The organism is Streptomyces silvisoli, from assembly GCF_029269905.1.
Taxonomy (GTDB): domain Bacteria; phylum Actinomycetota; class Actinomycetes; order Streptomycetales; family Streptomycetaceae; genus Streptantibioticus_A; species Streptantibioticus_A silvisoli_A.
In genome coordinates this window covers 39,734-63,407 of sequence record NZ_JARJBC010000019.1, presented here as the reverse complement: position 1 = coordinate 63,407, position 23,674 = coordinate 39,734, and the positions used below count along the sequence as shown (strand labels likewise).

Here is a 23,674-nt window from a genome sequence, read left to right as displayed (position 1 = left end):
GTTGCGCTCGTGAACTTCCCTCCGTACGGAGGGAGTCGGGGCCGCGAACCGACCGTCTGCGGCCACGTGGCCGGGAACGCGCACTCATTTCCTCAAGGGGCATGGGAGATCTCTCCTGGCCAGTCGGCCAGCGTGTCGAGGAAGCGCTGGCGGACGTATGCGACGTGGTCGTTGAGGTCGTCGGGGTTCCAGCCTGACGTCGGGACGGGCTCCAGTACCGCGACGTCCACGGTGCCGGGGTGCAGCCAAACCGAGTTGCGCCACATGAGCTCACCGGTGTTGCGGATGACGATCGGTACGATGGGCACGCCCGCTTGTAGGGCGATGTGGAATCCGCCCTTTTTGAACGGGGCGAGCGTCGAGGTGGGAGAGCGGGTGCCCTCCGGCGCGATGGCGATGGAGATGCCCTCGCGTAGCTTGCTGACCGCTGGCTGCAGGGCTTCTTTGGCGTGCTGGGTGTGTGCCCGGTCGACGTAGACGATGTCCATGACCCAGCCGATGGGGGCGAATCGTGGGTCGCGGGCCAGTTCCTTCTTCGCGATCCCGGTGCAGTCGCGGCGAAGGAGGTCGCCGACCACCAGCATGTCCAGGCTGCTTTGGTGGTTGAACATGAACACCGCCGGGCGATGGCTCCACAGGTTGTTCTCACCGGTGACCTTGAGTGTTATGCCGCCGAGGGCCAGGGCGAGGCCGCAGCCCGCTGCGGTGGGAACGTTGGCGCCGGCCTGCCGGTTGCGGTTGAGCAGTCCGATGGCGGCTCCCAGCGTCGCCGATGTGCTCAAGGCGGTGAGTGCCGCACCGGTGCGCAGGGCCGCGGTGAGCGTGAGACCGCGGCGGGGTGGTTCGAGCCGGGCAATCGGCCAGCCGCGCATGTGTGCGATGTCAGCGAGTCCTGGCTCGGGGTTCAGCGGCCGTGGGTGGCCGACCGCTTTGAGCATCGGGACATCCTCGGTGCCGTTGCTGTAGGCGAAGCTGTCGGACAGGTGGATGCCCTCTTGTTGGGCGTAGTCGGTGATCGCCCGCGCCTTGCCGGGGCCCCAGAGGATGTCGCCGTCCACATCGCCGGTGAGCGTCCCGGCCCGCACCTTCGGGCGCGTGCACAGCACGGTGTCGAAACCCATGTCGGTGGCGACGGGGTCGGCCTGGAACGGTGTCGCGGACGTCGCCATCACGATCCGGTGCCCGGCCTTGCGGTGCGCGTGGACCAACTGGCGCGCCTGCGGATAGATCCGGCTGGCGATATCCTGGCGGAACAGCCGCTCGCCGAGTTCGCTGAGCTCGTCCTCCGTACGCCCGGCCAGCGCCTCGAAGGCCACGCCGATGAGCTTGTCGAGGGGAGCCTGCCGGAACCGCATGTCCAGCGCGGCCAGCGCCAAACGGTTGAACTGCCCCGGGGTGATGTCGGCATGGCTCAACTGGTCGCGGTAGACGGTCTTCACCGTGTAGCCCTGGACGATCGTTCCGTCGAGATCGAAGACGGCAGCCGTCGACGGACCCGGTGGCGCATCGGCGATGGACGCGAGGAGCGCGGCGACGCTGGTCATGGCTGCCCCCCGACTGCCGGCGACGGTGGGGGCACCGCGCTGATGTCCCTCAGCGCAAGCGAACGAGAGCTGTGCACCCGGCTCACGAGCGTCTCCAACTCGCGTGCGAACGCGGCCCGGAGCTCCGCGACCCGCTCGCCGCCTGGCTCGACCAGTCCGCGGTGGCGGGCGAGTCGCAGCCCGGTGGAGAACAGCTCGACGGACAGTGATTCACCGCTGCTGATGCGATGTTGCAAGAGCAACTGACGCCCGACAGCAAGGCATTCGTTCAAGAACGGCTTTTCTTCGACCGGCTCGTGTGACGAGCGAGCGGCGAGCCGGTCGGCGACGACGAGGTACGCCTCCAGATACGACGCCAGAATCCGGTGGGCCAGGTGTGGCCGGGCCCGTTCCAGCAACTCGACGGCAGCCCGCGGTGACCGCAACCGCTCGGCCCACCGCTCGTCGATGACAGCGAGTTCCGATCGGATCTCGTTACGGAAGGTCCGCTTGTCGCTGAAGAAGAACTCGAACTTCAGCAACTCCCGCAGTCGCAGCGCCTCTTTCCAGCCATCCGCAACGGGGGCCTGGTAGTGCTCCTCAGCCGCGGCCTGAAGCACCAGCTCCGCCACAGCCCGGTTGACCAGGAAGTGGATGATGTTGTTCCGGTAGAAAGCGGCGACCAGATCCTGGCCCTCGGCGACCTGGTACACCGGTTCGGTGCCCCTGTCGTAACGGGTGATCGCCCCACTGGAGATCAGCACCTCCAGCACGCGTGTGACGCCGTCGGCATCCCGTAGAGGCAGTCCGCCGGTGCTGGGCAGGTCACGGCGCAGGACATAGCGGAGTAGCGGACCGAGCTCGGCTTCGATCTCCGCGACCGACAGGGCCCGGCCTTCCAGGCCCAGCAGGCACAGCGCGACAAGTCCCGTCGCCGTGACCGGGGTGACGGAATCGATGCGATGCATGACCTCGATTCCCAGCTTCTGAACGGCGAGGCGTCGCTGCGCCGGAGGACGCGCGGGCCAGTCGCCTCCCACCTCGCCCGCGAGCGACAGCGGCTCACCGAAGGCCAGGTGCACCTGACCACGCTGCCTGCCCTGGGCTCGGAGATACCGCACCATCCAGGACAGGCTCTCAGGCTTCTTCGTCCCCCCGCGCGCCTCCGCCTCCATGGCGCCGACCTCGTACAGCTGGTCATAGATGATGGAGACCGGTACGAGATAGACGTCGTCCACACCACCGTCGCAGAACGCCTCGGTCAGGTAGGTCAGCAGACCGTAGCGGGGAGGCCGCAGCTTGCCCGTACGGCTGCGACCGCCCTCGACGTACCACTCGAGGTTGGCGCCCTTCCGCAACAGGTAGCCGAAGTACTCGCGCAGCACCCACTTGTAGACCTCGTCCCCGGCGAGACTGCGGCGGATGAACACATATCCGCTGCGCCGGGCCAGTGGGCCCAGCGGCCAGAAGGACAGGTTGATCCCGGACAGGACGTGGTTCGGCGGGAAGCCGTTTTGCAGCAGCGCCGGGCGCAGCACCAGTGGATCGAGATAGGAACGGTGGCTGGGGAGGAAAACCAGGGGGTGGTGCTGACCGAGCCGCCGCACTTCGTCCAGGCGCGCAGGAGCGATGTCGATCCTGTAGGCGCGAGCGACGTAGGAGCCGAACCGTCCCCAGCTGTCGACGGCAAGCCTGTTCTGACTGGCCACCATCTCCCGCAGGTACGCACGGGCACGTCGGGCGACGGCGGCGGGCGGAAGGTCCAGCCTGGAGGCCAGTTCCCGAAGCCCACAGCGGTATCGGGCGCTTCTGGTGACGTCCTCGCACACCAAGGACGGAAAATTGCCCTGCTCGGTGAGCATGGAATGTTCGGCGCGGTCGCGCACCCGCGCGGCGCGCTTGCGCAGGACACCCGGAAGCGCTCCAGGCTTGAGTCCGGCCAGACGGCCTCGTAGCTCACCCGGACCGATGATCACGAGGATTCCTCCCATGCCTTCCGCCAGGCGGTAAGGCTTCGGGGCGCGGTCCCGCCGCCTAGGCGAAGCACCTCGTCCAAACCCGCCTGCATGCAGTGCAGGAACAGGTCAGGCTCGGTGACCGCGGCCGGGTCCGCGTTGATCCCGATGCAGCACACGCCGCAGTGCGAGGCCAGTACGACCATGACCGCACACCCGGGTAGCGGCCCGAAGGGGAACATGCGCTCGATGCGGGCTCCGGCGACGTAGACGGGCACCGGTATTCCCCGGAAGTTGCTGGCTTGCAGGTCAAGGCGGGTGGACTGGCTGGCGTACCAGTCGGTGAACAGCGGCGTTGGAATCCTGCTCAGCGCGGGCGCGAGCATCTGGAGGGCGTCGAGCGCCGGCTCGTGGCGCACCGACAGGATGATTTCGCGGATGGCTGCGATCCGCTCGGCCGGATCTTCGATGTCGACCGGGGCCGCGAAGCGCGCACCGGAGAAGCGGTTGCCGCCCATAGGGTTGCCCCCGGTACGCATGCTCACCGGCATCGCCATCGGTACTTGCCCGATGGGGCAGCCCAATGCCTCGTGATATCGGCGGAAGCCGCCCAGGAGCGCTGCGACGTAGGCGTCGTTGAGTGAACCGCCGCCTGCCTTGCCTGCCCGTTTGAGGGCGTCCACCGTGGTCTCCAGTACCGAGAACCGGTAGGACAGGCTGCGGCCGCGCAGCAGCGGCGACGGCGGGCAGGTGGGCGGGGCCAGCAGGTGGTTCAGCGAGCGCAGCCAGCGGATGGCGGCTGCCGCGCTGGCCGGGTGGGTGGCGAGGGCCAGCGTCCTGGGCGCGCGCAGCGCCGTGGCCACCAGTCGGGTGGGCGCGGCACGCGCGCCCCTGGTCACCTGCTCGCTCAGCGCACCCCACGGCCCAATCGGCTCGCCCGCGGGCGGCTCGCACTGCCACTTGTGGGGGTTGTGCCTGCGTCGACGACTGTGCAGCAGAGCCAGCATCTGCATGCCGCCGAGCCCGTCGGTGAGGCTGTGATGCGTCTTGATCAGGTAGACGGCCGGTCCCCCTTGCATGCCTTCGACGAGCAATGCCTGCCACGGCGGGCGAGCCGGGTCGAAGGGCTCGCTGACGACTGCCTGGCACACCTGCAGAGCCTGATCGAATGTCGCTGGTGACGGCAGGTGCTGCCGCCGCACATGGAAGCTCAGGTCGAAGTTGGGGTCCACCGCCCAGACCGGGTTGCCCAGGTGCAGGGGCGTGTCAACGACCCGCATCCGGGCCCGGGGCAGTACCCGGGTGGCCCACTCGTGCGCGGCCAGGAACCGGTCCCAGTCCGGAGTGCGGTCGAGGACTTCCACCGCGGCCACCGGCGACCGCAGCCGAGGGTCGGCCTCCAAGCGCCACATCGTGGCCTCGAAGTCCGTCATCGTTCGCTCGATGCCCCACTCGAGCGGCATGCCGGTCTCCACCGCGCTGGCCGGCAGGTCGATCGCGCCCATGTCAGCCGGCCTCGCTTTCTGTCGCGGGCTTGACGTGCAGCAGCCCGCGGAAGGCTTCTTGGGGAGTCCTTCCCTCGTTCACCACGGCATTGATCTCCCGGATGATGGGAGCGTCCACACCGAGCTTCTCCGCGAGCTCATGCGATGCCCGCGAGGCGCGCACGCCTTCCGTCACCATGTGCGAGCCGTGAGTCGCCTCTTCCACCGTCTTGCCCCGGGCGATCTGCATCCCGAGACTGCGGTTGCGGCTGAGCGGGCTGATGCTGGTCGCGATGGCGTCACCGAGGCCGGTCAGCCCGGCGCAGGTGGCCGGGTTCCCGCCCATGGCGACCCCCAGGCGGGTCATCTCGGCCACCCCACGGCAGATGACCATGGCCCGGGTGTTGTCGCCGGTTCCCAGCCCGTCCGCCATCCCCGCGGCGATCGCGACGACGTTCTTCACGGCCCCTCCGACCTCCACACCGATCACGTCGGTGGCCGTGTACACCCGGAACAGTCTGGTCCGCATCAGGCCCTGCAGGCGCTGTGCAACGGAAAGGTCGGGCATGGCGATGACGGCCGCCGCCGCCAGGCCGGTAAGGACTTCCACCGCCAGGTTCGGACCGGACAGGACACCTGCGGGGTGACCGGGAAGCTCCTCCGCGATCACCTCGCTCATCCGCTTGTTGGTGCCCTCCTCGAACCCCTTCGCGGCACTCACCACAGGGACCCATGGACGAACGTGGGGCGCCAGTTCCGCCAGGACCTGCCGGAACGCGTGTGTCGGCACAGCCATCACGACCACATCCGCCTGGTCGGCAGCTGCGGCCAGCGACGCGGTCGCCTTCAGCTCCGGATGCAACGGATGACCCGCCAGATAGTCCGGATTCTCGTGAGTGGCAGTGATCCGCTCAGCCAGTCCCGGCTCGCGCGCCCACAGCAGGACCGGCACATTGCGGGCGGCTAGCGACGCGATCGTGGTTCCCCACGAACCAGCGCCGACGACCGTCATCCGCGGCGTGCGCACGTAAAAAGGCTAAGTGAGTGCGCGGGATACCTCAAAAAGAGGAGGCAACCCAGCGCCCACGCGCGTCAGGCGGCGGCGTGAGACCACCCACCACGCACGTTGGGGAGACCGAGGACACAGGCTCTGACGGTGCGGGAGGTCGCGTCAGGGACCCGTTTCTCGTTGAGCGGCTGGGTTGCGGGCGGCGCGGGCTGCCGCTCGTTCCGATATCCGTGATCTACGCACGCAGCTGAGCCCCCTTCCGATGGCCGTGAGCGGCCGCCAGCAGGGGTCGTGCGGACGTCCGCCATGTTCGCCATCCGCAACAGATGCTCGGCACCGCGGCCGCGTCTCATCCGCAAAGACCGTCACGGTTCGACAGGTTACGCGCGGTACGCCGCGGCGCGGGGGTCTTGTCCAGTGGCGATCCATTGCAGGAGGGGTGGGGTGCGCAGGGTTACGGCCGGTGTGACGGGGTGGTGCGAGGTTGCGCCCAGGCGGGTTGGGCTGGCGGACGGTTGCGACCAGGCGTTTCGTTGCTTACTCGGCGGTAGGCGGCGGCACGAGAGGCGACGGGGCATCGGATTTCCAACTTGTGTGAGTTTTATGGTGTTTTGCTTGTATATGTCGGCCGAGTGGGCACACCATGGACTTGAGGAGCGGCAATCCGCCGCCCCCGTAAGAGGTTAGGAGAGCGCCATGCGCAAGCCGATACGGCGCCTCGCCGTGGCTGCGGCCACCGGGGTGCTCACTGCCGGTGCGTTCGCGACCGTCGGCGGCCTGTCCACCGCATCAGCTACACCGCAACACCCGACCCACGTCGCCACTGTCAGCGTCCGCGGCGGAGGCGGCGGCTGGGGCGGGGGCTGGTACTGACCACGGCGCCCGTTACGGCCCAGGCACTCTGCCTTGAGCAACGCTGGTGAGCGGTTGGCAGGTGCGGGAAGCGGCAAGGCGACCCGCATCGCCAGCCGCTCCACCGTGCATACGGCCCGGGCGTCGCACCAAGCCCGTGCCACGGCTGCTGATCCACCACGGTTGTCCGTCAGCCCTGGATCTGGTGCCAAGGTGTTCCCGCCCGTGGCGGCTGTGATGGTGTGTGGCTGCGGAAAGGTACCGGCGTCCTCGTCGGGCTTCTAGTGCCACCACAGGTTGGCATCAGTACCAAAGTCCTGCCGATGCTGGTCGCATGACCCAATCCGTCACAGCGCCCAGCGTGTCACCCTGAAACCACGTCCCTTTCGACGTTGTCGGAGGTGGCTGAGACTCGGAACTGCCGCCGGCAAGCGGTGGGGATCCTCCGTATCGCCAGGGGGACTGTCCGGATCGGCTTCGGCTGTCCCAAGGGCACGTTATCCGCAAACACCCCTCCACGACGAGAGGAGAAGTGACGATGAGCCGCTCCTCTGACGAACCGCGTTCCACCACCGAGCCGGACGCGCAAGCCCATGGCGCGCTACCGCACGGCGGCCCACTCGGCGCCCTGGCCGATGCCGCCTGGCAGGCGGTGCTTGCCGCCGGGGTTGCCGCGGTCGCGGTCGGCGTGGTGGTGCTGGTGTGGCCAGGCGCCACGCTGCGCGTGGTCGGCGTGGTGTTCGGCATCTACCTGCTGGCCACCGGTGTCTTCCACCTCGCCGCGACCTTCGGTAGCCACATTCCGGGGCACCTACGAGCCCTGCACTTCGTGGGTGGTGCGTTGCTGGTGCTGCTGGGCCTCTTGTGCTTCCGCGGCGCGGCGGAGTCGATCCTGCTGCTGGCCCTGTGGATCGGGTTCGGCTGGCTGCTGCGCGGCATGCTGACCACCGCCTCGGCGGCATCGGCCCCAGCCATGCCCGCGCGGGGCTGGCAGATCTTCCTGGGCATCCTCACGCTGCTCGCCGGGGTGGTGCTGATCATTTTCCCGTTCGCCTCGATCGCGGTGCTCACCGAGGTGGTCGGCATCGTGCTGGTGGTGCTCGGGCTGAGCGAGGTCGTCCACGGCTTCCAGCTACGTCACCAGTTGCGGCGCCTCACGGCGGCTGGCCGGACGGCCGCTGCTGGCCACACCTGGCGCCCGCATCTCGGCCACTCCTGAACCGACTATCCGCCGCCAGGCTGCGGCACGGCTGGGTTGCCGGAGCCCACGCCGAGGAGAGCCGTCGGCTACCGGCCCGAGGTGTGTCCTGCCGATGCGGCTGCGACAGTAGAAGGCACGGTCTTCGGACCGCAGCGTCGTTGTCTCCGATCCGGCTCCCGTCCGGGAGGTCCTTCATGCGTCCCGAAGAGCGGAACGCTACCAACCCGCCCACGGTGCTCAGCGACCAGGAACTCACCGAAGTGGACGCCCAATGGCGGGCCGCGAACTACCTCGCGGTCGGACAGATCTACCTGATGGCCAATCCGCTGCTGTCCGAGCCGCTGCGCCCTGAGCACGTCAAGCCGCGGCTGCTCGGGCACTGGGGCACCTCCCCCGGGCTGAACCTCGTCTACACCCACCTCAACCGGGTGATCAAGGCCCGCGACCTGGACGCGATCTGCATCTGGGGTCCTGGCCACGGCGGGCCTGCCGTGCTCGCCGGTTCCTGGCTCGACGGCAGCTACACCCGGACCTATCCCGACATCACCCGCGACGCAGCTGGTATGGGCCGCCTGTTCCGACAGTTCTCCTTCCCCGGCGGTGTACCCAGCCACGTCGCCCCGGAGACGCCAGGTTCCATCCATGAAGGCGGCGAGCTGGGCTACTCCCTCTCCCACGCCTACGGCGCCGCGCTGGACAACCCACAACTACTGGTCGCCTGCGTGATCGGTGACGGCGAGGCCGAGACCGGCCCGCTGGCCACCTCCTGGCACTCCAACAAGTTCCTTGACCCCGTCCACGATGGCGCGGTGCTCCCGATCCTGCACCTGAACGGCTACAAGATCGCCAACCCCACAGTGCTCGCCCGCCTGCCTGAGCCGGAACTCGATGACCTGCTACGCGGATACGGGCACCATCCCCTCCACGTCACCGGCAGCGACCCGCACGCGGTCCACCAGGCGATGGCCCACGCCATGGACCAGGCACTCGACATGATCGCTGCCATCCAGCGCAGTGCCCGCGAGGAGGGCATCACCGAACGGCCACGCTGGCCCGTGATCGTTTTGCGCACACCCAAGGGGTGGACCGGGCCCGCCGAGGTCGACGGCGTGCCCGTGGAGGGCACCTGGCGCGCCCACCAAGTACCGATGGCGGCGGTACGCGAAAGCCCCGCGCATCTACGTCAGTTGGAGCAGTGGCTGCGCTCCTACCGCCCCGAGGAGCTCTTCGACGAACACGGGCACCCCCGCCCCCACGTGCTCGCCTGCCTGCCCCGAGGCGAGCGGCGGCTGGGCGCCAACCCGCACGCCAACGGCGGACTGCTCACCCGTGAACTGCCCATGCCGCCACTGGAGAAGTACGCCATCGGCCTCGACAAGCCCGGCACCACCCTGAACGAACCCACTCGCATCCTCGGCGGCCTGCTGGAACAGATCATGGAGGACACCACCGAGCGCCGCGACTTCCGGATCGTCGGCCCGGACGAGACCGCCTCCAACCGATTGCAAGCCGTGTACCAGGCCACCGGCAAGGCGTGGGAAGCCGAGGTGCTAGCCACCGACGAGAACCTCGTGCGCGGCGGGCGGGTGATGGAAATCCTGTCCGAGCACACGTGCCAGGGCTGGCTGGAGGGATATCTGCTGACAGGCCGTCATGGCCTGTTCTCCTGCTACGAGGCGTTCGTCCACATCATCGACTCCATGGTCAACCAGCACATCAAGTGGCTGCGCACCACCCGGCGCCTGCCCTGGCGGGCCCCCATCCCCTCGTTGAACTACCTGCTCACCTCGCACGTGTGGCGCCAGGACCACAACGGCTTCTCCCACCAGGACCCCGGCTTCGTCGACCACATCCTCAACAAGAGCCCCGAAGCGGTGCGGGTCTACATGCCGCCGGACACCAACACCCTGCTGGCCACCGCCGACCACGTGCTGCGCAGCCGCAACTACGTCAACGTCGTGGTCGCGGGCAAACAGCCGTGCTTCGACTGGCTGACACTGGACGAGGCCCGGGAGCACTGCGCACGCGGCGCCGGAATCTGGGAGTGGGCAGGTACCGAGGACGGCACCCGGGAACCCGACGTGGTGCTGGCCTGCGCAGGCGACGTACCGACCCAAGAAGTACTGGCCGCCACCGGCCTGCTCCGCCGGCACGTACCCGACCTCGTCGTACGAGTGGTCAACGTCGTCGACATCGCCCGCCTGCTACCGGCCGAGGAGCACCCGCACGGCATGCCCAACAGCGAGTACGACGCGCTGTTCACCCGCGACAAACCCGTCATCTTCGCCTACCACGGCTACCCCTGGCTGATCCACCGCCTGAGCTACCGCCGCGCCGGACACCCGCACCTGCACGTGCGCGGCTACAAGGAGGAGGGCACCACCACGACCCCCTTCGACATGGTGGTCCGCAACGACCTGGACCGATACCGCCTGGTCATGGACGTCATCGACCGCGTCCCCGGACTCGCCGTACGCGCTGCCGCCGTCCGTCAGCGGATGGCGGACGTCCGCACCCGCCACCACGCGTGGATCCGCGAGCACGGCGTCGACCTGCCCGAGGTCGCCAACTGGACCTGGACACACTGATCAGGGCCTGCGGTTGGTCCGGCGAAGGTAAGTGGCCGCGGTCATGTCTTCGGGGAGGCGCCCATTGCCTCGGAGGCAGAAAACTACAGGCGCGCGTTCTCCTTCTTGAACGCCAACGCGAGCAATCGACACCGCGAGCATGTTGGCAACTGCCATTGTTCCCGGCGATGTCCACCGAATCGGTGGCACACGGAGGCGCTGCGGAGAGCTGCGGCGTAGTACTCGTAGCCGTGCCGGAGTGTCACTGTCCTGAACGAGAGCGCGCCCCACCGCTAGAGCCGGTAGGGCGCGCTCCGGAACGACGGGAGGGCTGCGTTACGGGGGCCGCTGGTCCTCCGCTACTCGTCGTCCTCGTCAATGGGTTCCGGTTCGCGGACGAACCACAGATCGAGGACGTATCGCTCGGTGACGGGGCATCGTTGCCAGGCTTGCCCAAATTGGTCCGGGCCCCATTCTTCGTCGGCGCCTTGCGCGATGGTGTCGCCGTAGTAGTCGCCAGTGGCCTGTCGCGCGGTCCACGAGACATGCCCTTCGTAGACACCGGACTTGGGCAGGTCCATGGTGCCAGCCGGTCCCAGTGTGAACTGGTTGACGACGAGCACGCCGGTCTCAGATTCCAAGGTCACCGGGACGCATCCCTCAGCTGCCTCGATCGGGTCCTGCGGCGTTTCCCAGACGCGAATGACGACTTCGACCTCGATGGCCGGCTGCAGGCTGAGGATGTAAAGGTGGTACCCGTTGCCAGCGACCACCTTGGTCTCCGCCTCGTCGAGTGCGTTGCTGTCTCCGAGGTAGGCGTCGGCATCGTAAATCTGGATGACACGACGATCTGGTAGAGCCACAGTTTGGAACTGCGCGATGGGCTCCATGCTTTGCCGCTCCAGCGTGATGGCTAGGAAGTGATCTTCACGTAGAAGGGGTCACCGTCGAGCATACGGTTCATCGTGTAGAGGGCGTTGATGCGCTCACCGCCCTTCCTGTTGTCAGGCCCACTGATCAGACTTGCGGAGAATCGGTTATTTCCGGCGTTAGCCTATGCCATTCGGAAACTCATCGCTGCTGCTCGGAGGCGGTCTGGCGCGCTACTACGGTCTACTGGAAGCTGTCCGGGTGATCGTCTCATTGGTGTACCAGGTGGCTCGGAAGCTGCTCGCGGCTCCGGCGTTGCTGCTGCGGCGGGACGCGGCCAACGACGCGGAACTGCTTGTTCTGCGGCGCGAGAACGCGGTGCTGCGGAGGCAGCTGACGAGGCCAGTGCGGTACGAGCCGACGGATCGCCTGTGGTTTGCGGCGCTGTCCTCGCTGATCCCCCGGCGCCGGTGGGCGCAGGTGTTTGCGGTGACGCCCGCGACGCTGCTCGCGTGGCATCGCAGGCTCATCACGCGAAAGTGGGACTACAGCATGCGACGGAAGCCCGGCAGGCCGTCGACCGCGGGTGCGGTGAAGGCGCTGGTGCTGCGGCCGGCCAAAGAAAATCCTCGTTGGGGCTGCCGTAGGATCCAGGGCGAACTGATTCAGCTTGGACACCCGGTCGGCACGACGACGGTCTGGGAGATCCTCACCGCGGCGGGGATCGACCCAGCCCCACGCCGTGGAGGACCGACGTGGCGCGAATTCCTGACCGCGCAGGCCGAGGGCGTCATCGCCTGCGACTTCGTGCTCTTCGGCGGAGGTTCGGGTGCTGGGCGTTCGTCCAGAATGTGGCGGACCGCCTCGATGCTCGTGCCGAGGACATCGGCTGCGTACTGAACCGGGTTTTTGTGCTGGCGAACGAGTCGGTGCAGACGTGAGATGTCGATGTGTGCCGGGTCGGGACCGGGAAGTTCGAGTCCGCTCAGCAAAGTGGCGGGAGGATGCCAGGTCACGGGCTCGTCGCGGATACGGTGCTCGGCGAGGAAGATTCTGGCTTCGTAGGCCAGCGCTGCGGCCAGCTTGGGGGTTTGCACGGCGGCAAAACGGGCGGCTTGGGCTCGGAACTCTGCTTCGTTGAATCTTTGGTGGTCGGGAGCCGCTTCGAGGGGAGGCCCGCTGATGCGCTGGAACAGGTGGCTGGGGGCAATGCGTTCACGGCGGCCGCTTCCCGGGCTTGTGTCTGTGCAGCGGCAAATCTCCCGCCAGCGTTCGGTCGGCAGCAGATTCGTGTAGTCCAGACCACGGCGTCGCCGGTAGTCGACGGGAACGTGAACAGCATCGAGGTGGTCGGCCAATCGAACCAGAGCTCTAATGCTGCAATCACAGTTATGGGGTTTGGTCTCGGCGTTTGTAGTGGCTGCGGTGGGCGCGGGTCTGGCTGAGTCGTCTCCACCATGACCAGTGCAGGTGGTGGGTCGGGGTGAGATGTTGTGGGTGGAGGAGCAGTCCGATCAGGCGGCGGATTTCCGCGACGGACAGGGGTATCAGGTGGGTTTGTCCAAGGGCGTGGCCACCTTTGACAGTTCGCGGGCGCGGATGGCGGTCAGTGTGGCGGGTGCGGCCATGGACAGGGTGATGTGCCGGTACCAGGCGTCGTAGCGGCGGACCTGGTAGTGGTCCAGGCCGCACTCGTTCTTCGCGGCCTGGAAGCATTCCTCCACCTGCCACCGAGCTCCGGCCACTGGGGCGGGTCCCTCAGCCGGGTGTCGGCCGGGCCGTAGCAGACGTAGTAGGCGATCTCGGTGGGATCGGCGAGGCTGCGGCGGGCCAGTACCCAGTGGCCGAACCCGTTCTCCCACCAGATCCGGATCGGCACCCGGGCCCAGTCGTAGAGCCGCTGCCCGTGGGCACCAGCCCCGGCTGACAGGCGCTTCCATGCCTGCCGCGGCAGGCCGGCCACAAGGCGTCGACCCGGATATCGGCACCCCGGGGGGTGATAACGGTGTCGTTGACCTTGGTCGCCAGCACGTGCGCGACCGCGCGCTGCTCCAGCCAGTACCGCAGTCGCTTGGCTTGCCCGTATGCCTCGTCCGCGGTAACCCACGCGAAGGGCACCTTCGCGTTCAAGGCGCGCTGCGGCATGGCTTGGAAGTGCTCGATCTTCGTGGAAACGGCACGTCGTCCGGGATACCGGCCGCTCGGCACCGCTGCCGGTCGTCGGTCCAGGACTTCGGCAGATACAGTTCCCGGTCGATCAGCGCTCGCCCCCGCTCGGAGGCGTAGGCGCGGAAGGTGCAGTTACTCGAAGTCTCCACCCGCTCCTTCACCCAGTGGAGACCGTCGGCGTCCGTCACGAACCGCACGATCTCGCCCTCCGCGACCCCGTCCTGCAAGAAGGGGGCGTTCTCCACCCGGGCGGTATCCCCGCTCAGCCGTGTGGCCCACAACCCCTCAGTGTCATGGGGAAGCCAGCCTTCACGTGGCACAAGCCGATACCACACCTTGATCCGATTGCGCTCAGCAGCGACGGGCTCGGATGGAGTCGTAGAGGTCACGGTCCAGATGATCGCGCACTTGCCTCTACCCATCGAACGCAGGTCCGGCTGCCCTTCGTCCGGAAAGGGGCCAGCGAGCTGCCAGGGGCCGGCCGGGGCGCAGAAGTAGCCGGGATGTCCGTGGCGACGGTGAATTCGCGGTGGCGGCCCATCTCGCTGTCCAGCCCCCTCCAGCCGCGGACCAGGCTCGGCCGCGGCTGATGTCCGGCAACTATCCGGCGTCGCGGTCGTTCGGAGGCGTGGCACGGGTGTGTTTTTGCGATAGGCGGTGCCCAGACGGTCGGATCATGTGCGCGCGGGCTCGCCCGTGCAGCATCATGACACCCGGCAACTTACCCGAGGCGTAGGAGAGTTGACTGTGTCAAGCTCGCGCGATGATGCGGACACCGGTGTCCCGCAGATCGATCTGGTGACGGCCGTGCAGGCGCTGCGGGCCCAGATTACGGAGGCCGCCGCAACCGATTCTGACTCGGACATCCGCTTCCAGGTCGGGCCCATCGAGCTCGAGTTCACCGTTGCGCTCACCCGCGACCGCAGCGTCAAGGGCGGCGTCAAGGCGTGGGTCGTCACGGCCGACGCCGACGCAAAGCGCTCAACGGCGCAGACACATCGCGTGAAACTCAACCTCACTCCGGTTAACGCCGCCACCGGCACGAGTCCTGAGATCAGCAACACGGACTCCGGTCACCGTCTCGTCCGGTGAGCGTTCCCCGGCACCCTGGCCGCACGCACCTCGTCGCCGTCACCACGGCGAACGATGAGGTACGCGGCAGCGGTTACCTTCTCAACCCTCGCCTGGTACTGACGGCTGGCCATGTCGTCGCGAACGTCCCAGCCACCGAACTGCAGGTCTGTCGTCTGCAGACGTTGCGCAGCACGTCGGCGGAGGTGCTGCGGATCGAGAGCGATGTGGCTCTCCTGCTCACGGCAGAGAGCCTGGCCGATCCGGACGAGCTGCCGTCTGTGGAGATGAGCGAACTGGCGTCAGACGCCCGCTTCGACGACTGCTCTGCTCTCGGTCTACCAGCTGTCATGACCAGGGCGACGGCTGGTGTCGCCCCGCTCGAGGTCTCCTTCCGTATAGCGCCGAACAGCGCCGACATCCACGGCTACCTCTCGCTCGAACTCCTCAGCAACCCTCCCCAGGGCCCAGCACCCTGGCGGGGCATGTCGGGTGCCCCGGTCTTCCATGCCGGGCGCTGGCTGGTGGGCGTGATCGTCCGTGACTCGGCCGACTGGGGCCACTCCCGGCTGGAGGCCGTACCGATCGGAGCCTTCTTCGATGCCTTGCCCCTGGCCGACGCGGTGTTCCGTGTCCCGCAGCCGATCACCGAGTCGGAGGCCCGCGACGTCTCCTTCCTGGATGCGTACCGCAAGGAGGTGATCCGCCGCTACGGGCATATCGAGCTGTTCGGACTGGGGATGCACGGGCATCTCGCCGATGACATCGGCATCGAGCACGCCTATGTCAGCCTCCACGCGGGGCTGCCCACTATAGGCCGGTCGTCTACCGCACAGGAGCGCCCAGTCGAGCAGTTGATCCCGAAGAACACCCGGCTGCTGCTTCGGGGTGACCCCGGGGCTGGCAAGTCCACCCTCCTGGAATGGCTGGCCGTCTCCATCGCACGCCGCTCGTGTGCTGGTCCGCTGGAGCCGTTCAACGAGCGAGTCCCCTTCCTCATACGCCTGCGCGACATGTACGCGCCGCGGTGGAAGCAGGTCGAGGGCCTCGATGGGGTTCCGCCGGAACCAGAGCAGTTCCTCCATTTCAACCGGATGGCGAACGGCTCCACTCCCCCGGACGGCTGGGTTCGTCGCATGCTCGACCAAGACCGTGCGCTGTTGCTGGTGGACGGTTTGGACGAGGTGCTGGAGGCCCACCGCGACCGGGTCCTGCGCTGGATCAACCAGTTACTGAGAGATTTCCCGTCGCTGCACATCATCGTCACGGGACGGCCGGAGGCACTGCACCACTGGAATCCACCGGACCGACTCGGTTTCGTCGAGCTCAAGCTCCTCGAGCTCAACGAGGAGCAGCGTGCCGAGCTCATCCACAAATGGCATCAAGCTGCCATCCTTGGCGTCAGCTCCTCCCGGCTCAGCGATGAGGAGCGTGGGCGCCGCATCGACCGTCTCTCCAGTCTCGAAGCCGCGCTGACGCAGCACATCAACGCCTCGGAGGATCTGTCCGCGCTCGCCGCGACCCCGCTGCTGTGCGCCGTCCTGTGCAAACTGCACGAGGTGCACGGCACCCGGCTCCCCCGTTTCCGGCAGGAGCTGTATGCCCGGACTATCGACATGATGCTTGGCCTGCGCGACGCGGACAGGGAGGTTCCAGACCCGCTTCCCCACCTCGATGTCGATCAACGCCGCGCAATCCTGTCCTGGATCGCCGGGTACCTCACCACCGAGGGAGAACGGGAGATCCCCCCAGAGCGGTTCGACGAGAAGGTCCAGGATCGGCTACGCAGCCTCGGTCGTGAGGCCGGGGCCCATTCGGCAGAGGACATCCGCAAGGCCCTGCAAGAACGCAGCGGGTTGCTCGTCGCCCCCAGCGAGGAGTTGCTGCGATTCAGCCACCGCACCTTCCAGGACTACCTCGCGGCTACCGACATGGTCGCCCAGCGCGCCTTCGGTCAACTGGCAAGCCATGCCGGGGAGGAGGCCTGGGACGACGTCCTGCACTTCGCGATGAGCCAGTGCAACCTGGCGGACACCGGCGAGTTCGTCGCGCAACTGCGCCGGAAACTACGCTTGGTGTCGGACCGAAACCACCGAGCACGCATGCGGATGGCCGCTGCATCGTGCATCCCATACGCCGTGCAGATGTCAGCGGAAGACCGAGAGTCCCTGATCGCCGGGGTCGCAAAGTCCTTCCGTACGATCGCCAAGAAAAGGCGTGGCCGTACCGACTTCAGCCCCGTGCGTCCTGACTTCAGTCAATACGCGGCCGTAGGCCCCGACCTGTTGGCCGCCCTGCAGCGCGACTTCGACTGGCAGGATCCGCAGCTCTGTATCAACGCCGTTTTCCTGGCGGGCGAAGTCGGAGGCCCAGAAGCCCTCCGATTCCTCGCCCGGATCCCGCGCGAGCAGCGCCAGGAGTTGGCCGCCACTCTTGCGGCGATGTGGGACGCCTTCCCGGGTCCCGACTATGTCGATGAGGTGCTGGCGGGACTGGACCTGCGCTTCCTGAGGATCCTCTCCCTCGATCAGTTTGCCCATGCGCGGGCTGTGGGCGAGGTCAAGGCCCTCATAGTGCAGAGGGCCCTCCCCATCGAAGCGACAGCCAAGTTCGCCGAGGAGCACGGCGTCCAGAGCCTGCACCTGCGTGAGTCGACCCTGCGCCACGGCATTTCACTCGCAGCCCTGTCTCACGCGCGCAAGTTGACTGAGCTCGATCTCGGATCCGGCGCCACGGGGGCCATGACCTCGTCCGAGGCCCCTCCGCTTCTTCCCATGGGGTGGGGCTTGGGCTCGGATGAAGCCTTGTTCTCGCTGCCGCCACTCCCAGGGCTCAAGATGTTGACTCTTATGGCCATGCCAGCTGACTGGGCAGCGCAGACGGCCGGATGGACTTCCCTTACCCACCTGTGGCTCTTCGACCGGGCCGCTGGAGCCATTGGCGAACTTCGGGGGCTGCCCGCCCTAACCGAGCTCAGCGTCGCATCCGAGACGGAGTACTCAGTACCATCGGCCCTGGTTCACCCCGGGGTGACCCGCCTGGCCCTGGTGCTCGGCGAAGCTGACTGGGAGTTGGACCTTGCCCACCTTCCCTCCGCTTTTCCAGCACTCACCGACCTGCTGCTCGTATCCGGACAGAGAGGCCGTCAGGCGATAGACCTGGCCCCGTTGCAGCGTGTGTCGGACCTCCGTATCTGGATCTCCGGGGTCTCCCGCGCCGACGGGCGGATCCGCGGAGCTGAAGCCTTCACAAATGGTCAAGTCCAATGGCACAACCACCTCCACCTCCTTCGACGGTCGTATCGGCCGCCGTCCAATTAGATAGCCCCCAGGGAGTCCACCCGCAGGTCGATCGATTGGCACCGAGGTTGCGGCGTCGTCCGAACCACGACGAGCCGCCGCAGCCGACCCAAGCCGCCAGCGGCAGGGTGCCTGTGGGCCTGCGATGCAGACCGGGTTTTGTGCTGCGAGAACACCGGTGGAGGACTACCGGCAGGCGGGTCCGGCCCGCAACGCGTGTGCGGTTCGCTATTACGGCTGAAGGGTGTCTTTACTGCCGTACAGCGGCTGACCAGCGGATGTGTGGGCGGCCGTGCCCCGGGCATGATCTCATTTCGTGGGTCTACGGCTGCTGTACTTGATCTTCTCCCAACTCTTGGGCTGGCTGACACTGCTGGGGCGCTCCTCCGCCGCGTACAAGGCCGAGCTCCTCACCCTGCGCCACGAGGTCGCCGTCCTGCGCCGACAGGTCAAGCGGCCGCGGATGTCATGGGCCGACCGTGCCCTGCTCTCCGCTCTTGCGCGGCATCAGCCGCCCGCCCTGCGACGGCACCGGTTGGTCGCCCCGGGCACGCTACTTGCCTGGCACCGGCGCCTGCTGCGCTGGAAGTGGCGCCAGCCACCGGTCAGGCCCGGTCGCCCCCCCACTGCCCGAAGAGATCGTCGCGCTCATCCTGCGCCTGGCCGAGGAGAATTCCACCTGAGGGTACGTCAGGATCCAAGGTGAGCTGCGGCGGCTCGGCCACCGAGTCGCTGCTGCCACCATCCGCCGGGTGCTACGTCGTTCCGGTCTGCCGCCCGCACCGCAGCGCGACTCGCAACAGACCTGGCGCACCTTCCTCCGCATGCAGGCCCACACCCTCCTGGCCTGCGACTTCATGCACGTGGAGACCGTCTTCCTCAAACGCCTCTACGTCCTCTTCATCATGGAGATCAAGACCCGGCGCGTCCACGTCCTCGGCATCACCGCCCACCCCACGGGCCAGTGGGTGACCCAGCTCCCCCGGAACCTACTGATGGAGTTGGGAGACCGGGCCGACAACTTCCGGTTCCTGATCCGTGATCGCGATGCCAAGTTCACCACCGCATTCGACGCTGTCTTCACCGGCAACGACACAACTGTCATCCCGACCCCACCGCAGTGCCCGCGATCGAACGCAGTCGCCGAACGGTGGATACGCACAGCACGCGCCGAATGCACCGACCGCCTCCCCATCACCGGCGAACGACACCTGCGCACTGCGCTCAGCGATTACGCCGAGCACTACAACACCGGCCGCGCCCACCGCAGCCTCAACCTACGAGCCCCCAACGATGATCCGAACGTCATCGCCTTACCCACTGCCGCAGTCCAACGCCGCCGAGTACTCGGCGGACTGCCCAACGAGTACCACGCCACAACGATTAGACCGCCTCGCGGCCCGCAGGAAGTCCCCAGTTCAGCAGCCTGATCGGAGTTTTGACACCCTTCAGAGGACCGAGGCCAGGCAGGGCCCAGGGCCGGGGGCACAGGCTTCGCTGCCCTTGGAGATCGCGGCGTTCTACCGTCAACAGGGTTACTTCGAGGACTTGTTGGTCGCCTTCCGTGATGCCGAAGTGCTGGCCCCGGTGAGGGGTGAGCGGTCGCGGGCGGTCGACCCGTCGCCGCGAGGAATGGCAGCCCGGGCCCCCGAGCAGCGGTTCTACCGACTGGGATCATCTTCGTCCTGTCCACGCTGTACACCGTCACCCGCCACCTGCTGTCGCTGCCCGCGTTGCTGCTGCGGCATGACATCTCCAAGGACGCAGAACTGCTGGTGCTGCGGCACGAGAACGCGGTGCGGCGCCGTCAGTTGGCTCGCTCGGTTCGCTGCGAGCTGGGGCATCATCCGCCAGGCACCGAGCCGCCTTCGTTCACCGAGGCACCGAGTGGCACGTGATGCGGCTCGGGTGTCAGCCGGTCAACCGTCCATCTGATGGAAACGCGTTTCCGCGAACGAGAACGCTGTCGGGCGCACGGCGAACGGCTGCCGGAAAGGGTGGTTGAGCTGTGCGGTCAAGCAGACGGCGAAGGCCACCGCCGCGCCGACGAAACACAGGCCCACGACGTTGCGCGGGTGGTCCGCCAGGCCCAGGATGGCCGGAAAGGCGATGAGGAAGCAGCCGGCCACCAGCAACGCGAGCCACGTCACCACCGGCATGCCCGCCTGGACCTGGGCCGCGCGGTCGGCGCGTGTCTGGTACACGGTCGCCAGGTTGGACTGGGCCGCGGACTTCGCCGCCACCTCGTCGGCCCGGCTGACCTCGATGGTGTTCAACGCCCCCCGCACGTCGTCCAGCGCTTGCCATGACGCCGGGTCGGTCCTTCCCGTGGCGAGGGTGGGAAACTCCTCCCGGACCACCCTGTCGGTGTACCGCTTCAGCAGCGCACGCACCTTGGTGCGGCCCTCATCCGGCAGCCCGCCCGCCGCCCAGTAGACGTCGGTGAGCGCACGGGCTTCGTCGTAGGTGCGGGCTCGTGCCGTGCTCAACGCGGACCAGCTGCCGGCGACTTGGAATCCGGTGAGCAGGACGAACGAGCTGAGCAGTACGCCTCCGATGAGGGAGAGTGCCTGGCCGCTGAACTCGCCCGTCGACACGCGCTGGCCGCGGCCCAGCAGTTTGCCGATGGCCAGGGCGAAGACGATCCCACCCAGGATGGCGAGGAGGCTGACGAGGTAGGCGGACATGGAAACTCCCGGACTGGCGAAGCGATGTGGGCGGGTTCAGCGAGCGAGGGCTCGATGAGCACGTGATTCAGCGGCCGCGATGGACGATGCGCGGTGCCACCGCGGCGAGGGCCGCGGGCAGCAGGACGGCCATCATGGTGAGCAGCCACCACCGCTGCGATTCATCGGGGGGACCTGGATCGGTTGGCTGCTCCGCCGACGGCACGGTCGGCGTCGGTACTGGGGCGGTGGCGTGCACCGTCGGGGAGGCGGGCGGATGCGACCGAGTCGACGGACTGAGGGGCTGTGGCGGGACCGCTCGCGAAGAGCGGATCGGCGGGGACGGGGGCACGCGAGCCGGGCCAGGGCGAGGGGCAACCCGGGTAGGCGGGACCGGGGCAGGCGGGACCGGAGTGGGCGGGGCCGGGGTGGGCGGGGCCGGGGTGGGCGGGGCCGGGGTGGGCGGGACCGGAGTGGGCGGGACCGGAGTGGGCGGGACCGGAGTGGGCGGGACCGGAGTGGGCGGGACCGGGGATTGTGGCGGTGGTGTCGGGCGTGGCATCAGGCAGTCCTCTCCCACATCGGTGGAGAGGCGTACAGCCAACCAGGGGCCCACCACACCCGCCGGCGACGACAATGACACCTCGATCAAGGAATCGCCATCGCAGACCACGACGGCGAGTGCACACCCGGCCGGGCCGGTGCGGGACACGGCAGGCGCTCCCGCGGGCGTTCGGGTGGAGCAGCCCATCGCGATGTGCACTCCCGACCGGCGTGCGACGGCCCGGCCGTGCCCGGTGTGTTCGGCTCCCAGCCCCGCGGACACAGAGCGGTTCGGCCTTCCTGCATCTCCTTGTGGTCCGGGTGCCGCTTGAACAGCAGGGGCCAGTGCGATCCCCAGGCCGCTGCCGGCGAGGAGCACGGCCATGGCCCGTCGGCGGGTCGAGCCGAGCGGCGCGTTGGCCGACCGGCCAACGCCGGCCGGCTCACACCACGCTGAGGGTCCGTCCTGCCTGGTCATGACCTGTCCCACCCCCTGCTCACCTGGACCGAAGCTTCCGGCGAGCGGCACCCGCGTAGTCATGCGGGATCAGCGATCGTTCAGTTCGAGGCCAACGCGGACTGCGCTCTCCAGGGCGCCTTCGATCCACGCCGGTTTGAGACTGGTGTGTTCTCCGGCGAAGTGGACGCGTCCTTCCACAGTCCGGCCAGCGGCATGATGTTCGTGCAACTGCCCCGGGGTGAAGATGACGGCCTCGCCCAGGGCGTAGCGGGCCCTGGCCCAGGACTGCGTGGCCCCCACCCCCGTGAACTCCGCACGGACCCGCGGGCCGAACAGCCGGGCGAGATTGTCCAGCGCGAACGCATATCGTTCGCCTGGGGTGAGCGAGTCCCAGCGCATGGCGTCGTCCGACCATGTGTAGGACGCGAGTACCACGCCGCCCCTCGCCCCCTCGACCAGGGAGGGGAAATAGGCGAATCGATTGGGGCTGTCGGTGACACAACCACCGCCACTGAACCCTCCCGGGCCCTGCTCCCAGAAGCGGTTCTTGAACTCCAGCAGCACCTTCGTGGCCGAATCGTAGTGGAGTTCGGTGATGGCTCGCTGCTTCGGGTAGGACAGGGCCGGTTCGAACTCGCAGAAGCGTACCGCCGAAAACGGCGCGGTGACGATCGCGTAGTCACCCCGGAACACCTCCACGGGACTTCGCGGGGCGCCATCACATGAGTCCTCCCCGCCAGACTCGGCAGTCGTCTCGATCACGACCCCATGCGTTGTCTGAACGAGTTTGGTCATGCGTCGGTTGAACCGAATCACGCCCTTCAGGGATTCGCTGAGCTTGTCCGTCAGCGACTGGGTCCCCCCTTCGAGTTCCCAGTACCGGGAGGTGGGATTGATGATGGCGCGGTCCATCAGGGCGGGGATCAGCGAGTAGTGCAGCCGCGAGGTCATGTTCTCCAGCGTGCCCGCCGCCTGAACCTGGGCGAGGTTCCAGCCAGCGTGCTCGATGAGGTAGCGGTGCGTCGAGTAGTCGTCGAAGCGGTTGATGACTCTGGTCCACGCCGCGATCTGGTCATCGATCTTCAATCCCGGCGAAACGGTGACGGGTGCGAGCGCCTTGTCCACGGCCACGGACATGGGGGTCGCCACCGAGGCCCCGAACGAACGGTTGACCGCGCCCGGTGCCTTGGCGTACTGCGCCCGCGTCACCTTCACGCCGTTGACCTGGACGAGGGTGTTCAGCGTGGCAGGAGGTGCGGTGAATCGCGTGGGCCCGCCGTTGGTCCACGTCTCACCGGTGAACGCTTTGTAGACCACCGGCGGGACCGCACCGCGGGCACGCGCTCCCGGTGCGACGTCCACGTTGTAGAACAGATGCCGCCTGACACCGAGCCTGTCGGCGAGCGCCAGCACCAACGGGTGGAAATCGGGAAGCCGCATGGCCCCCGCCTCGGCGTGCAGCGACGTGTCGGAGAACACCCCCCGGAACGTCTTGATCCGCCCCCCGGTCCGATTGCCGTTCGCCTCCAGGATGGTGACCGAGTGACCGGCCGCGCGCAGCAGGCTCGCGGCCACCAGACCGGAGATTCCAGCGCCCACGATGAGGATCTTCTTCGGCCGTCTGGTCCTGGGCAGTCCGTGGTCGATGAGGATGTGCAGGTAGTGGAGTTTTAGGTCCTCACCGTTGTCGCCGACCAGCAGCAGCTTGCGCGCCAGGTCTTCGCTGGTGCCCACGGTACGGCTGTCCGCCCGGGCAACGGTGAACGATTCAAGTCCGGTGGTGGCGGCCACAGTACCCGCCGTGAGGGCCGCGGCGACGCCGATGAATCCACGCCGTCCAACGGAACCTGGATTTTCAGTTTTCACACCAAATAGGCTATCCGGCTCATACATGAGCCGTCATCAGAACGGTTCGTTGTAGCTTGATTTCGCGTTCTATCCCCTCGAACAACATTCTTGTTTTTCGGTGACTAATTCGAACTAATTTTCCGGGGTGATTCCACCC

At 67.5% G+C, this 23,674-nt stretch carries 14 protein-coding genes and 2 pseudogenes; 8 read left to right on the top strand and 8 right to left on the bottom strand.

Annotated elements, in window-relative coordinates:
* Positions 1 to 92 precede the first annotated feature (92 nt).
* The 4 genes from P3G67_RS26095 to P3G67_RS26080 are packed head-to-tail and all read right to left on the bottom strand — an operon-like array spanning position 93 to position 5,989.
* On the bottom strand, positions 93 to 1,544 hold the full coding sequence (locus P3G67_RS26095; protein ID WP_276095689.1) for an HAD-IB family hydrolase: 1,452 nt from the start codon (positions 1,542 to 1,544) through the stop codon (positions 93 to 95).
* Positions 1,541 to 3,499 (bottom strand): glycerol-3-phosphate 1-O-acyltransferase, encoded by a 1,959-nt coding sequence (locus P3G67_RS26090; protein WP_276095688.1) that lies wholly within the window; start codon positions 3,497 to 3,499, stop codon positions 1,541 to 1,543. The genes P3G67_RS26095 and P3G67_RS26090 overlap by 4 nt, the downstream gene beginning before the upstream one ends.
* Positions 3,496 to 4,983: a wax ester/triacylglycerol synthase domain-containing protein gene (locus P3G67_RS26085; RefSeq protein ID WP_276095687.1), complete on the bottom strand. Its 1,488-nt coding sequence runs from the start codon at positions 4,981 to 4,983 to the stop codon at positions 3,496 to 3,498. Before P3G67_RS26085 ends, P3G67_RS26090 begins: the two co-directional genes overlap by 4 nt.
* Position 4,984: 1 nt before the next feature.
* Positions 4,985 to 5,989, bottom strand: coding sequence for an NAD(P)H-dependent glycerol-3-phosphate dehydrogenase (locus P3G67_RS26080; protein WP_276095686.1), 1,005 nt, complete (start codon positions 5,987 to 5,989; stop codon positions 4,985 to 4,987).
* A 678-nt stretch (positions 5,990 to 6,667) separates the two neighbouring features.
* Between P3G67_RS26080 and P3G67_RS26075 the strand changes: the two genes are divergently transcribed.
* From P3G67_RS26075 to P3G67_RS26065, 3 genes are all read left to right on the top strand, one after another.
* On the top strand, positions 6,668 to 6,844 hold the full coding sequence (locus P3G67_RS26075) for a hypothetical protein (RefSeq protein WP_276095685.1): 177 nt from the start codon (positions 6,668 to 6,670) through the stop codon (positions 6,842 to 6,844).
* 517 nt (positions 6,845 to 7,361) lie between these two features.
* A complete protein-coding gene (locus tag P3G67_RS26070; protein ID WP_276095684.1) occupies positions 7,362 to 8,042 on the top strand; it encodes an HdeD family acid-resistance protein in 681 nt (226 codons plus the stop codon).
* A 176-nt stretch (positions 8,043 to 8,218) separates the two neighbouring features.
* Complete coding sequence (locus P3G67_RS26065; RefSeq protein WP_276095683.1) at positions 8,219 to 10,612, top strand: phosphoketolase family protein; 2,394 nt, start codon at positions 8,219 to 8,221, stop codon at positions 10,610 to 10,612.
* A 338-nt stretch (positions 10,613 to 10,950) separates the two neighbouring features.
* On the opposite strand, the gene P3G67_RS26060 is transcribed toward P3G67_RS26065, so the two are convergent.
* Complete coding sequence (locus P3G67_RS26060) at positions 10,951 to 11,481, bottom strand: hypothetical protein (protein WP_276095682.1); 531 nt, start codon at positions 11,479 to 11,481, stop codon at positions 10,951 to 10,953.
* 241 nt (positions 11,482 to 11,722) lie between these two features.
* On the opposite strand from P3G67_RS26060, the pseudogene P3G67_RS26055 reads away from it, so the two are divergent.
* Positions 11,723 to 12,271 (top strand): annotated as a pseudogene (locus P3G67_RS26055) (integrase core domain-containing protein); the annotation flags it as partial.
* A gap of 737 nt (positions 12,272 to 13,008) precedes the next feature.
* Here P3G67_RS26055 and P3G67_RS36355 read toward each other — a convergent pair.
* Positions 13,009 to 14,052, bottom strand: a pseudogene (locus P3G67_RS36355) (IS701 family transposase).
* Positions 14,053 to 14,377: 325 nt separating this feature from the next.
* Here P3G67_RS36355 and P3G67_RS26045 point away from each other — a divergent pair.
* The 4 genes from P3G67_RS26045 (at position 14,378) to P3G67_RS35885 (ending at position 19,898) form a co-directional block, all read left to right on the top strand.
* Positions 14,378 to 14,722, top strand: a complete 345-nt coding sequence (locus tag P3G67_RS26045) for a trypco2 family protein (protein ID WP_276095681.1) — start codon at positions 14,378 to 14,380, stop codon at positions 14,720 to 14,722.
* The gene (locus tag P3G67_RS26040) at positions 14,719 to 18,021 is read left to right on the top strand and encodes a serine protease (protein ID WP_276095680.1); all 3,303 of its coding nucleotides are present in this window, start codon (positions 14,719 to 14,721) and stop codon (positions 18,019 to 18,021) included. Before P3G67_RS26045 ends, P3G67_RS26040 begins: the two co-directional genes overlap by 4 nt.
* 731 nt (positions 18,022 to 18,752) lie before the next feature.
* Positions 18,753 to 19,430 carry an integrase core domain-containing protein gene (locus tag P3G67_RS36135; protein ID WP_276095679.1) on the top strand — a complete coding sequence of 226 codons (678 nt, stop codon included), beginning with the start codon at positions 18,753 to 18,755 and terminating at the stop codon, positions 19,428 to 19,430.
* Positions 19,431 to 19,733: 303 nt separating this feature from the next.
* On the top strand, positions 19,734 to 19,898 hold the full coding sequence (locus P3G67_RS35885) for a hypothetical protein (RefSeq protein WP_313881312.1): 165 nt from the start codon (positions 19,734 to 19,736) through the stop codon (positions 19,896 to 19,898).
* Between the two features lie 21 nt (positions 19,899 to 19,919).
* Here P3G67_RS35885 and P3G67_RS26025 read toward each other — a convergent pair whose 3' ends face one another.
* Together P3G67_RS26025 and P3G67_RS26020 are read right to left on the bottom strand one after the other, a co-directional pair.
* Positions 19,920 to 20,687 (bottom strand): bestrophin-like domain, encoded by a 768-nt coding sequence (locus P3G67_RS26025; RefSeq protein WP_276095678.1) that lies wholly within the window; start codon positions 20,685 to 20,687, stop codon positions 19,920 to 19,922.
* 1,069 nt (positions 20,688 to 21,756) lie between these two features.
* Positions 21,757 to 23,460: an FAD-dependent oxidoreductase gene (locus P3G67_RS26020; protein ID WP_276095677.1), complete on the bottom strand. Its 1,704-nt coding sequence runs from the start codon at positions 23,458 to 23,460 to the stop codon at positions 21,757 to 21,759.
* Between the last annotated feature and the right edge of the window lie 214 nt (positions 23,461 to 23,674).